Here is a 13,248-nt window from a genome sequence, read left to right as displayed (position 1 = left end):
GCACACGGGATAAGGCCGTTTTTCCGTTTTTTTCACGCGCTATCATCCGTTTCTATCGTTTACCTCTACTATACCAAAATCTACTAACCTGACAACATTGGGGAGGATGAGAGGATCGGGAACCCTATTGGGCAACGACTAGGCAATTCCAATTTCATGGATCAAATGATCACAAATCTAAAATAATGATTAACCGATAATTCCCATGTGATGATCATTTTACCCATCGATAGATAATCATTACCGAATGTACTTTTGTCGTTTTATACGTTGATACAAAAACTGTATTTATGTCAGTCATTTTATCATAGTTTTCTTTATGCTTATGTAATGTCTTTTGTTACATTGTTCGTTGATCTTTACGTTGAACTATCATTTTTGCTACAATTTCCATTAAATACTTGTGGCTCTAGCGGTTGGTGGCGCGGCAAAATCACGACTAATACCATTTCGTCGTGATATTTATCAACCCCAGCCCACTCATGGGTTACGAAGGGAGCTATTTATAAATGACTGAATTTGATGTCCATGAAAAACCTACTGCTGAAATGCCAGATAGCGGTAAGAGGAAGAAGAGGGCGTCAACGGATTTTTCTCTTGGAGAAACTATCGATCTACTTACCGAGCGTGAATGGAATCTATTAACGGACTTATATTTTTGCAGATGTATGCCTCAATCAATCGTTGTAAGTACGTATTTTTTAGATACTCCTGGTTATCATTATCCTGAATACGAAACTGCTACTCACGAACAGAAGGTTTTCTGGGAAAGGAAGAATCATGATCGTGCGTTAATAAAATCTCGGAGGACTATCAAAAGATTGAAGGATCGTGGACTGATTGAGGCTTCGACATTTATCCCCGATTCTTCGGACAAACCGTCTCATCAAAGGGATAGGATTCGAGGAGAATCTTGGTACTATCTAACTGGCCGCGGTTTACGCATAGTGGAATTGAGAAGAGGAATACTCGAGGAAAACCGCTTATCAAAGCATGAGCTTGATATGGAACGAGCGAAAAAAGATCACTTTTGGGAACTCGGAAAGGTGTATCTGGATTTGAAAAACAAGTGGATGGTACAAGCTGACTTGCAGCAATATAAGGATTGGGACTGGCATCCATCATTGTCCGTGTACAGTGATAACGAAGTTAACTCAGTTCGGCCAGACGCAATCCTTCGTATCGGAACTCAAATTTTTTATATAGAGCTGGATCGTTCAACAGAGCCTGTACAACGTTCTCCTTTTTACTCCGAACAGGTTTCAATAGAGAGAAAGTTGGAACGTTATAGAGATGTAATTAAATTATCTACCAACAAGGTAATTCGTGACGGAATTATTGCCTTTATCCTCCCAGATGCTGTATATAGAACAAGGCTGGATAACATTATGTCCGCCGCGGAACGCGTGTTCGGGAAAGATCATCGTGTTCTCACCGGCAAAGACATTGGTGATATCATAGTCTCATATCCAAATCTCATCTCATAAGAAGGCGATCACTCGTTCCTTATATCGGTCAAATCTCAATTTTCAAGCTCCCGCTCCTCATCATAGTTATTATTCCCACATCATGCTGCACAGGAAAACATGATAGACATGCGAACATTTGTATGCATAACGATTAAAGCCTTTTTATGGCGGTCCCCGATTAGACAGGGGGCCGCCTTTTAATTTTATAAATCCAATATACTAATTAATAAATTAATATGTTATTATATTGATTAATTAATTGGATCAAAGGGGGTGAATCGGTTTGAGAAAAAACAAAAAAGTGATTTTCGCAAGTGTTGGCATTCTGTGTCTGCTTATCGGATCCGTGTTGTTGACTCGATCACCAGCACCAAAAGCTCCGGACCCTCCCGAGCAAACACAAACCGTTACGGCGATACCGGAAACCGCGAAGCCCACAGATCAGCAAGCTGCACCCGCTTCAGCGCCAGCTCAAGACGAGTCTCATCAGAAGGTTACAAAAATGATGGACGATATTGGCAGTGCAGCGTCTCAGCGTGTACCGGGGCTTTGGGAGAAACTGAAAGATATTGTGAATTGGTTCCTCGCTTTCGATACAGCGCATGCGATCATCTTGATCATCATTTTGGTGGTTATCTTCGGTGTCCTTACCGAAGGCAACCGTCGTGGGGATAGCAAGAAAGGGTAGGTGATTAGAGTTTGGCATTTCGAAATAAAACAAAAGTTCCGCCTGCTGAAAATGCAGAAAAGTCAGTTGAACCGAAACGTAAATCCGATAAATCCATAAAACCACGAGCTCCGAGACCCTTAGCCGGCAAAAAGGCACTGAGGGTCGTAGTTTGGACCATCGCCGGCTTGATCGTACTCAAGGGCTGTACCTCAACGTTGAAAGGAGAAAGGGTTATTCAGCAGATCTATAACTACGGAAGTATGACACCGGCTGTACAAGATTCCATTAAGGGCTTCGCAACCGACTTCGCAACCGAATACTTTACTTGGAGCGTAAGCAATCTATCCGATCACGGTACTCGTTTGGCGAAATTCGTTAGCGGCATTGATAATGATGCGGGTTTACAAGTTGGTGAAGTGAAAGGTTCATCACGTGTGCTCTCAAGCGACGTTTATAATGCAAAGCAAATCGATGATTCGCATGTGGATGTTACGATTCTTGTCCGCCGAGAGTTTACTCCGAATCCTAGCCCCCCAAGTACGGACACATCGAAAGCAAATAACAATTCCAAGAATGGGGACGGCCCAACGGTTATAAAGTCGTACATGGTGATACCCGTAACCTTGACCCAGGATGGTCCCGTCATTCGTTCCTATCCTCGATTTGTTGGAGAGCAGATGAAGGGGATCGTGTCTGATTCGAATAGGGGAGATATTATTACCGACGAAGCTAAGGTCAAACTGGGGAAAGATTTAGCCTCAAGCTTCTTACGATCTTGGTATGAAGGTAATGTGAATCAGATCAAATATTTTTACGTTGATTCGTCCAAAGCTCCCGCTTCGATCTCTGCATCTGGATATACACTGGACAAGATCGATAACGTCCAGTTATTTACCGACAAAGAGCCTGACAAGAACAATACGATTTACATCTATGCAACGGTAATCGTTAAGAATGCTCTTGGCGAGTCGTTCAGCAATTTGTGGAAAATGAACGCCGTCGAGAAAGATGGCAAAATGTATGTTCAGTCGGTTGATACGTTTTCGGTTACTCCCGCTCCGGAATCAGAAAATAAGAAAATTGATGTAAAGGGGCCGCAGCCCGAGCAACCAGTTACTGCAGGGGGAAATATTAATGATTCATCTGCTTCCAAAAAGTAACCACAATGACGAACTGAAAGGGGCAAAAACCCGATGAAATCCTTTTTCAAAAAAAATACAGCAATGCTTAAGAACATTGCACTCTATACCGGTTCCGCACTAGGGCTTTCAATGACTGTAGTTACTCCAACCTATGCAAAAACCCTCGGTGATTTAGGGGATTCGTTCAATAATGATATTACCAAGTGGATTCCAGTTGTACTTGGAGCCATCGGGATTTACTTAATCGTGAAACGTGATTGGGTTAAAGCGATCGGTTTTGTTTCCACAGCAATTGTTGTTGCCGTTGTATCTGACTGGACTATGGTTAAGGCAATTGGGAGATCCGTCTACAATTACTTCTGGGGATAAGGTGGCACTATGAGCGATCAACAAAAAGAAAGTCCTAGGGTCACCGTTTCGAACTATACAAGAATTTGGAACCTCGACTTTGTGATTTATGCGTTGGAAGGCAAAAAGCTTCCTTTCCCGGCAAACCTTCGTGTCGTGGGAATATGGTTTATTGTCGAAATCATCTTTATCATTCTCGCAAAGTCGGTATTATTCTTCCTCCCGCCATTTTTCACTTATATCGTGTTCCCTGTCTTTCTTACGTGGGTGATATCCAAACAAAAGCTCGATGGCAAACCCCCACACAAATGGATTCTTGGCATGATTTATTACTGGATGAGAGCTAAGCGGCTCCATCGCTATAGAAAAATGGAACATATCAGGCATTATCGCTATGGAACGAAAGTCGTTTATCGCACAGATCGGGAGCGTGCTTAATGTACGCTCCTTTTTCCCAAAAGGAGGTCGCATCCATTGGCATCCGCCGTCGTTAAGAAAAATGTGAGTAAGGTTAACGTTGAATTCCCTATTGCCTACTATGAGCATAATTTAGTCTTTAACCAAGACAAAGAAGCTTGGGCAATTTATGAAATTGAGCCATTTAATTATGACCACCTTAGCGAGCAGCAGAAGATTGATCGTCTCATTTCCATGACAACATTCCTCTCCCTGCTGACAAAATCATTTCAAATCCTCTGGCTGCCGAAGACACACGATATCTTCAAGCATCATGACCATTTGGCTGATCGCGTAACCGGCCCGCTCCGCAAATGGGGAAGGAAGTACGTTGAACGCCTAAGTGAGCATCTGAATGAAACGTACAACATGGTTTCAGGCTCCAATAACTCCGATTACAGGGCTTATGTGATTGCGAATTTACCGAAGACCGAAGACAAGGATATCGTCGAGCAAGTCTCAAGCGCATACGTTGAGCTCAAGAAACTGGTCCTGCATCCGAAACGATTTATTGAAAATCTGATGGGTATTAACGAACCAGAGATTTTCGAACATGAATATCAGTCGTATTTGATCAAAGAGAAGCAGATATTCGATCGCCTGTCCCGCAAGATCAAAGTGAAGCGAGCCACATCAGAAACAACAGAATGGCTGCTGAAACGAAACTTTTGGTGGGGAATTGGTGAACCGACCCTCCGATCGACGGAGGAGGAGGGCTGGTCACCGAAAAAGATGAAGGGTAAACGCGGCGGCCTGTCCACCATGCTGTATGATCCTCGTCAGATCTTGACCGTAACGGAAGGCGATATCGACCTGAACCACCCACGTCGAGTAAAAATTACGCAGTTTCACGATGGTGAGGAAAAAGATATCTATCATGCCTACCTCGCACTATCCGAGCTACCCGATAATATGGATATGCCAGGAAGCGAATGGCTGTACAGTGCATCCACACTCCCATTCCCTGTGGAGATGAGCATCAAGGTCGAAGTATTGGAAGCCAGAGACGCCCTCAAGAAGCTGAGCCGGAAGAAAATTGATATCGACGGTCAGGTGAAGAACGTTCAAGAAGCAGGGGCAACGGTTCCACTTGACCTTCAGGAGAAGCAGGAGAAGGCACTGTATCTGGAGGACGAGTATAAAAAGCGGAAGAACCCGACGTTTATCACGCATGTTACCTTTGGCCTACATCATCATGATTGGAATATCCTAAAGAGCAACATCAAAATATTGCAGGACCATTACCGCGATTTCGGCAATATCCACGTTGAATTGCCGGCCGGTGACCAATGGCTCTTGTTTAATGACTTCATCCCTGGATCGCCGAGATACGTATCGGACTATATCCAGCGAATCCCACCCGAAACCTTGGCAGCCGGTATGATCGGAGCAACACAAGACTTGGGGGATGGAAAAGGCTACTACGTCGGGACCACAGGGCCGCTTGAACGCCCAGTCTATATCGATCTCCGACATGCTAGCCAGATTAACCGCTCTCCATCGTTCAGCGAATCGGGTACACTCGGCGGCGGTAAATCCGTTCTCCTCAACCTACTTGGTTACCAAAACTCGGTAAGCGGAGGGAAAACACTGATTTTTGACCCGAAAGGCGAACGATCGCATTGGCCGGACAATTTACCTGAACTCGCAGGGCAAATTCAAGTAGCTACCCTTTCGGCATCCGAAGAGGATGTAGGGAAACTCGATCCATTCGTTATGCTGAAGAATATCGAGGATGCCAAGGAAGCAGCGATGGACATTTTGTCATACTTAGCTTCGGTGAAAACCGATACGATTCAATACAGCTACATTTCCAAAGCGGTTCTCGGAGTAGCTGCAGAACCGAAGCCCTACTTGACGAAATGTATCGACTTCCTTTCACAGATGGGACGTCCGGAAGCCGAGGTATTGGCAGAAGTTTTGGGAAGTTTCCAGAATCTATCCTTTGCAAAGCTTTTGTTTGGCAAAGGTGAACAAAAGACGATCAATATGGATTATGCGTTGAATATTCTTCAGGTCCAGAACCTGAAAATGCCGTCCGTCGAAAAGCCGCCAGCAAACTATTCCCTAATTGAGAAAATGTCCGTTGCCACCATGTACTCTATCGGCAGGTTCATGGACACGTTCCTCAATTATGACCGAAGCATCTTTACGCTGGCGGAGATGGACGAAGCATGGGCCATTCTGCGAACGCAGATCGGGAAGGAAATGGCCGAACGTGCAATTCGTACCGGACGTTCCTTAAACGGTGGTCTCGGTATTGCTACCCAGAATCCGACGGACTTGGCCGGTGATTTGGCAGGCAACATCGGAATGAAATTTGCCTTCCGTGATGCAGATACGACCAAAATCAAAGATACGCTTTCGTATTTTGGACTCGAACATACGAAGGATAATATGGACCTCATTAAGAATCTCGAGAACGGTCAGTGTTTGATGCAGGACATTTATGGACGTGTAGGGGTTCTTACGGTAGACGTCGTTTTCCAGCATCTATTCGACTGCTTCGATACACGTCCGCCGGAGGCGGAAGCAGAAGAAGAAATCGAACAGGGAGAAGATGATGGTTTCGGGATCCTTCGAGAATTCCAAGACTATTACGCTGAAGCTGCTTCCTCGGGCGAACTCGATGACGAGGGGAGCGGGAACAACGATGAATAAGGTTCACGTTCCTGCGTCATTTTTCCCACGGCGGAAGATCCTAACGATTATGATGATCGTTATGCTGCTCATGGGGCTTATTGTTCCAATTGCTGCTTACGCAGCCTCCACACAACCCGACAATGCCGACAATCTGATTCCATCGGACTCGAACGCTGGCGAGCTTTATAACAAATACAAAGTTTCGCATTATTCGTTTCAGACCCTCCTTCCTGATCGGCACTGGTGGCAGGTCAGGGACGAGGCCCGCGACACCATCGTAAGCGGATATGACCAGGCACTCAGTACTGCCTTTGAAGTCGGGATTCAATTAACTCGCTTTTTCATTTGGATTACCCGGCAATCCTTAACATTCGGTTTCATGGATGCGCTCATTGATGGCGTTGAACAGATCATCCAGAATTTAACCGGGATTAAGGCAGGATTTTTCGGTGATGGCCTTTGGGGCAATGCGTTTGGACTCTTAGCCGCTATTACGGTCCTTTATATGCTCTTTCAATTGCTACGCTTGCGTCTATTCGAAGGCATTCAAACCGGTATTGCTTTTATCATTGCGACTGCGGTATGCGTCATCTTTTTTTCGCAAGTCGGCACAGTGCTAAAGACCATGAATGAGATCGGTAACGGCGTGGGTGGGACCATGTATGCGGGACTCGCTAAAGTGACGAACCTCGATGCAGACGCAAATAACGGTGTCACGACAATTGCCAACCAAATTTGGAACGAACTCGTCATGCGCCCATATTCCATGCTGCAATTCGATAATGGCAGTGCATATGAAGACGCAAGTACACGTTCCTTAGTCGAGAACGTCCTAAATTCTCAGCCCTTCTCGGATGCACGTGTCGCCGCTCTCAAGGCCGCACAATCTCAATTTCCGGGTGTCGCACAACAGAGATCCGACTCCCAAATTCTGATTCTGCTGGTCTACTCATTCTTTTCAGGTATCATATTGGGGCTATTCACGTTCTGGGCAATTGCTTCCATATGGATGAGAATTAAGATGCTCGTGCATGCCTGTGCGATGGCCATCACGCTCCTTGGCTCCTTGATCCCAGGGAGGGAAGCAAGCTTATCGGTGTTACAGGGACAGTTTGTGAAGCTCATAGGACTATCGGTCACCACTGTCTCGACGATGTTCTTTCTAGACCTTTCGCTCGTGATGGGACATTTGACATTTACGGTCGTTTACATGGCAGGAGGCGGCTGGTTCCTTGCCCTCGTCATCGAAGCCATCGTGGTAGGTGTTATTTTCAAATACCGTCACGAGATTGGGCAGGTATTCTCTAAAGCTGCAGGTAAGTTGCCGCTTACACCGAAAGCGAAATCGACGATCGTTGATGAGTTACAGCGTAAAGCTACCCGCTCCCTTACGAATTATGCTTCACAAAAGGTTGTGGGCTTGTTCCGGAATAAAGAGGAAATTGACGGCGTTCCGAGCACGTTTAATCCATCGTCCATCCAAAAAGCGGATACGAGCCTTAACGATGCAGCGAGCGCCGGCATGACCCTCCGTTACCAGAGGGAGAAAGAAGCTTCTGAGCAGATGGCCGGCGAAACAGGACAACCGGTTCAGTACACGCCGTTTGTCCAAAAAGTTAACGACAATCTGCAGAATGGCACCAAGAATCCATTCCGCGGGATGGACAAAGAATGGGATGCAGAAAAATCCCGCCTCAAAGCGATTCGTGATGACGGTGGCAGCATGAAACAGGCTGTCTTGACCCAAGGCGTTACGGAAGGAATGAACGATCAGGAGATCGCCGGCCAGATATACAGCAACGAAAATGCGATCCGTAAAGGCTCCTCCCATATGGTGAACCGGCCGAAACAAGCCATTGACCAAATGGCTCGTGCCAAGACACTCAACAGTAATCGGAAGTTGGAAACGGCCGTTAATGATTTTGTGATGATCCGCCTGTTTGATCGGTATAAGGTTGAGTCGAAGCAGGCCATCGAACAGGCAGCCACAACCGGCGAACCTGTGAAACATTCCGATTTTGTGAAAAACATGGATGCAGGCTTTAAGGACGCTGGCTTGAGCACATCTACAAAGGTCAACCAAACCATGCTCACCCGCTCCAGACGCATCTCGATTGCACCGTATTTCGAGGAAATGGGCGATTTCAAAGGGGAGCGGGACAAGTTGCTGCAGGCCAACGAGGCATTCCGGAAAGTATCTGCACCGACCGAAGGTGCTCCCACGGTGACTCCGGCGCCGGAATGGAAGGCTGCGCGCGTTCTCAATTCAAACAAGTTGCCGGTTATGCCGGATAGCAACTCGTCCGTTCAGCGGAAATCGAATGTTGATCTTCTTGCGAAGACGAATACGCAGGTCAATTCCAATCATGTCGATCTTCTCACCCACTCGAACAAAAGATCGCAATCAGTCATTGGCAAAGTCAATATGCCTACCGACTTGAGGCAGAAAATGGATGCGTCCATGGATTCCTTAAAGTCGGCAAGACCGGTGGAGAACTTCAGGTATGAAATCAATACCGAAACCAACACCGCTGTTTATACCGAGTTGAAGAATAAAGTGACTACCGAGGTGTCCGCCGGGCTCGATAATTTGGATGCATCCCTGAAGGTCATGCAGAAATCCAAAACCAAATTTGCGACCGCTGATGTGGGTAAGGCTGCTGAAAATGTTGCGAAGAAAGTCTCTTCCAACGCCCAATCAAGCCGTAAGAAAAATAACCAAAAAGTAAAGTTTGACGGTCAGTAAGGGGTGAGCGTTCTTGCAAGCATCACTTGAGCAAGGTTGGAATCTCGCCAAGGATTACGCGAAGAATCAAATTAAACAAAAGCTGAAACATGCGATAGGCAAGAAAGCCGCAGCTGCGACCTTGGGCAATCCGATATTCTGGATTGTCCTGGGTATCCTCACCGCATTATTCCTGCTCTTCTATCTGATCGCTGTAGCTATTTCGGGCACCCAGGAGGTTGCGCTCAACAACCAAATCACGGAGAAGATTGTTCCTCCGCAAATCTATATTTCCGATATGCAAGCGGTCATCACTGCAGACTTTGGCGAAAGGACGAACCCGGTCACGGGCCGGGAGGAAATGCACTCCGGCATTGATCTTGGTATCCCGAGTGGTACCCCTGTTGCCAGCTCATTTGATGGGGTGGTTCGTACCGTAAGTTACCCGCAGCCGTCTGATTCCCCATCCACGAAAAATGCCGGCATTTATGTGACCGTTCAGAGTACAGACCCGGAGGTCGGCGGGATGGGGAGCCGGTATTTGCATTTGAGCGAGGCATTTGTGACCCCCGGGCAAGTCATTAAAAAGGGCGAGATCATCGGCCTGTCTGGGAATACCGGACAATCGACCGGAAGCCATTTGCACTTTGAAATGATACCGGACGGGCAAGAGGCCATCGATCCGAAGCCGTTTATCCTTTTGATGTCCAAGCTAACGGACACGGCGAGTCAGGAAGCATTCCGAACCCTGAATAAGCTCAACTGGTCCAGCATGCAGCCACAAGGCTGTTCGAACTCATGCATGCCTTATTACGAATCGAACAAAATGCTGTATATCAGCGGTGTCTACTTAGGGACAACCCCGCCGGCGTTTAACGAGCATGGCACCGTATATATTCGCAGCTTATACAACGGAGGTTCCAGTACACTCGGGACGATTCCATACGATAATACTGCTCCCGCTCCGCCACCGCCAACCGATGATACCGTGACCGTCCCTACGACGAACGGAAATCTGACCGATCCATTCTTTATTCAGTATGCTGCCGCCGCCCAGCAAGAGGAGCGTCGAAGCGGGGTTCCCGCCAGCATTACGCTGGCTCAGGCAGCGCTTGAGTCCGCACGTGGAGCAAGTGCGATTTGCAACAATATGTTCGGTATCAAAGCTAACCGGGGCTGGACCGGTCCGACTTGCCTGGCATCGACGCATGAAGAAATCGGAGGGGTGTTCGTCCCGATCCAAGCGATGTTTCGAAGTTATGATAGCCCTGCTGGATCGTTTGCTGATCATTCCGACTTTTTGCTGGGTAACGGGAGATATCAGAATGCACTCTCCAAAAAGAATCCGTATGAATTTGCCAATGAGTTGCAGAAGGCAGGGTATGCAACTGATAGCCAGTATGCCAATAAGCTCAAATCCATTATCCGCAGTCAAAATTTGTCGTCGCTGGATATGAACCGAGGTATTGACCCGGCTACCGGCCAGCCCTTTAATGACGTACCGTTTTGGGGTGGCTCGGGAAGCTCCGGAAGTGGGAGCGGGAATGGGGATACGATTACCGTCAATTTCGGAATTCGTCAGCTATACGGCTCACCTGCGTCGGAAGAATTAATGTGCGGCGGACCCGTTATTGGTTATTGGACCTGCTACTCGCAGCTTTCTGACCCCAATTTGGGCAAACCAATCATTAATTTGGAAAATTGGAGTCGTGTGGCAAATACCTTTTCATCGCGTAAAGTGTTTGCTCCGAACATCGCAGTGAAAGATATACCCGATGCGATTTCCGTTACGTTGTCAGGCGACGGGCAAGATGATCTCTACGTTTCAAACATTAATTTTATTAAGGGGAGATACTAAATGCAGACTCAAATGATCGATCGTATTTTCGCTGATACCTACTATATGCTCCATTTTGAAATCACCTTTGTCGGGATTAAGTCCTGGCTTACTATGGCCGGTAAAGAACCTAGCGATGCTACCATCTTCCAGGCATTACTCATTCCGGAATCCGTACATCCCGACAAGCAGGGAGAATACCTCCGTATGGTTGCATATCGCCATGAAGACGTCTTTTTCCAAACCAATCGATTCGGTTACTCGGAAGCGGCGGAGACGGACACGCTGTCGGATACAAGTGACCCGATTTACCAGCTCCTTCTTCGGATGATGAATGTGCGCACGCTGCGCGGCAAGGAGGAGGCCCTTCTCGACCTTTATGTGATCCTGCAGGAAGACCACTCTCATGAAGAAGCAGTCTATCCAACGCTTCATAGTCTGTTCGATCAGAAATGGGATCACTACGTGGCCAATTAACAGGCAGGCAAAATCCAAGAGAGGGGAATGGACAGATGTTTTTCCTTAAAAAAGATACGTTAATGATCGACGGCCATGATGTGATCGTTGGATATCATGCAAAAACGAAGAAAACCGTTACGGTTCAACAATCCACCCGGCTCAAAGGGGAGCTTATTGTCGGATCGCCGGGGAGCGGGAAGTCGATGGTCATTCTTCTTAGCCGCTTATCCCAGGAGCTTGTACGGCTTTCAAAAGGGCAGAGGCTCGGCCTCGCTGTCCTTGAAACGAGAGGGCAACTCACGACGGAGGTTCTACGTATTGCCCGGAGTCTGGCTATTCCCGAGACCACCATGATGACCATTGATTTGAGGGATGTGGAACGATCCCTTTCCTTCTTGCCCCTGTATGACTCCGCCGAAAAAGTGATCACCGTTACAAAAAATGCCATGTACGATTTCTTGCTCGTACAAGGTTTGGATCCGTTTTTTATCTCGATGGCGAGCCGGGCCTTTGGTATGCATGCCGGTTTGGGGAGACTTGTATATGGTCCGGATTTTTCGTTCCACCATCTGCGAAAACTGATTTCCGATCCGCGGGATGCTGCTGATAGGGTCCTCCTATTGAAAGAAAATCGTGATGCCCGTGCCATCGTTTCTTATTTTGAGAGCGAGGTTCTTCATTTCGTTCAAGATATTTACCCGGAAGGACATAAACATGCCGGCCAGCAGGTCGTGGAAAACAAGATGAGCAAATTCCTCGAGCTTCCAAAGAATATTCTTGCCGATCTTACTTCCGATAAGAACGCTTCGACCATTGTAACAAGAAAAGACAACGTGCTTGATATCGAAGCCTTCCTGAATCAAGGTGGTCTGCTCGTCTTCAATTCCGACTGTACTTATCTGCCGCAGCAAAACATATTTCTGGGGCATTTGTTTTTGAGTTATCTCGCAGAGAAAGCTCATGGCCGGAAAGAAGGAGCGGGGATCCCGCTTACATTTGCCATCGATGATCTCACCTATTTCGGCGGTGAAGTGGTTAAGCGACTATTCACAGATGGGGGTACGAAACAGATTGCAACTACTGCAACCGTACAATGCCTGGATCAAATATCGAATGTAGGTAAGGATGTTCTTAAAAAGCTCGGAGCAATAACGATCTTCAGTGGTGATGTCGAAGATGCGGAATTCTTCAGCAGCCTCATAGGCCAGGAACGGAATATTCTATCAGGAGGCACGGAAGAACCGCGATTCACGCCGATTGATATTCTGCGTTTGCCTCATGGACACTTCATGCTTATTACAAATGAGGCTGGAGGCGCTGCGGCACAGATCGTGTATCAGAAATTTATCACTGATTGTAACTATCTCAAGAAATACCTGCATGCGTATATGGCCGATCATCAGCGTAAAGCCATATTAAGGTAATAGGAGACCGATCGATTGATCAACTCCCTCAGCGGAATACCCGTTCTCTGAGGGGAAAAAGCACTTCTCGACCTT

At 46.9% G+C, this 13,248-nt stretch carries 10 protein-coding genes; all 10 read left to right on the top strand.

Going from position 1 to position 13,248, the window contains the following annotated elements; genetic code table 11:
* Window positions 1–509: 509 nt before the first annotated feature.
* The 10 genes from AC0LWT_RS36455 to AC0LWT_RS36410 all read left to right on the top strand — a co-directional run bounded on the left by AC0LWT_RS36455 (window position 510) and on the right by AC0LWT_RS36410 (window position 13,173).
* Complete coding sequence (locus AC0LWT_RS36455; RefSeq protein WP_474686721.1) at window positions 510–1,487, top strand: replication-relaxation family protein; 978 nt, start codon at window positions 510–512, stop codon at window positions 1,485–1,487.
* A gap of 265 nt (window positions 1,488–1,752) precedes the next feature.
* Window positions 1,753–2,157: a hypothetical protein gene (locus AC0LWT_RS36450; protein ID WP_474686720.1), complete on the top strand. Its 405-nt coding sequence runs from the start codon at window positions 1,753–1,755 to the stop codon at window positions 2,155–2,157.
* Between the two features lie 11 nt (window positions 2,158–2,168).
* The gene (locus tag AC0LWT_RS36445) at window positions 2,169–3,299 is read left to right on the top strand and encodes a conjugal transfer protein (RefSeq protein WP_474686719.1); all 1,131 of its coding nucleotides are present in this window, start codon (window positions 2,169–2,171) and stop codon (window positions 3,297–3,299) included.
* A gap of 33 nt (window positions 3,300–3,332) precedes the next feature.
* Window positions 3,333–3,650 carry a hypothetical protein gene (locus tag AC0LWT_RS36440; protein WP_474686718.1) on the top strand — a complete coding sequence of 106 codons (318 nt, stop codon included), beginning with the start codon at window positions 3,333–3,335 and terminating at the stop codon, window positions 3,648–3,650.
* A 9-nt stretch (window positions 3,651–3,659) separates the two neighbouring features.
* The gene (locus AC0LWT_RS36435; RefSeq protein WP_474686717.1) at window positions 3,660–4,067 is read left to right on the top strand and encodes a TcpE family conjugal transfer membrane protein; all 408 of its coding nucleotides are present in this window, start codon (window positions 3,660–3,662) and stop codon (window positions 4,065–4,067) included.
* Between the two features lie 36 nt (window positions 4,068–4,103).
* Window positions 4,104–6,746 carry an ATP-binding protein gene (locus tag AC0LWT_RS36430; protein WP_474686716.1) on the top strand — a complete coding sequence of 881 codons (2,643 nt, stop codon included), beginning with the start codon at window positions 4,104–4,106 and terminating at the stop codon, window positions 6,744–6,746.
* The gene (locus AC0LWT_RS36425; protein WP_474686715.1) at window positions 6,739–9,474 is read left to right on the top strand and encodes a CD3337/EF1877 family mobilome membrane protein; all 2,736 of its coding nucleotides are present in this window, start codon (window positions 6,739–6,741) and stop codon (window positions 9,472–9,474) included. The genes AC0LWT_RS36430 and AC0LWT_RS36425 overlap by 8 nt, the downstream gene beginning before the upstream one ends.
* Window positions 9,475–9,595: 121 nt before the next feature.
* A complete protein-coding gene (locus tag AC0LWT_RS36420; protein WP_474686714.1) occupies window positions 9,596–11,311 on the top strand; it encodes a glucosaminidase domain-containing protein in 1,716 nt (571 codons plus the stop codon).
* The gene (locus tag AC0LWT_RS36415) at window positions 11,312–11,767 is read left to right on the top strand and encodes a hypothetical protein (protein ID WP_474686713.1); all 456 of its coding nucleotides are present in this window, start codon (window positions 11,312–11,314) and stop codon (window positions 11,765–11,767) included.
* Between the two features lie 35 nt (window positions 11,768–11,802).
* Complete coding sequence (locus tag AC0LWT_RS36410) at window positions 11,803–13,173, top strand: type IV secretory system conjugative DNA transfer family protein (RefSeq protein ID WP_474686712.1); 1,371 nt, start codon at window positions 11,803–11,805, stop codon at window positions 13,171–13,173.
* The last annotated feature ends 75 nt before the right edge of the window (window positions 13,174–13,248 follow it).

The organism is Paenibacillus sp. sgz302164, assembly GCF_056120505.1.
This window is presented reverse-complemented; position numbering and strand designations above follow the sequence as displayed.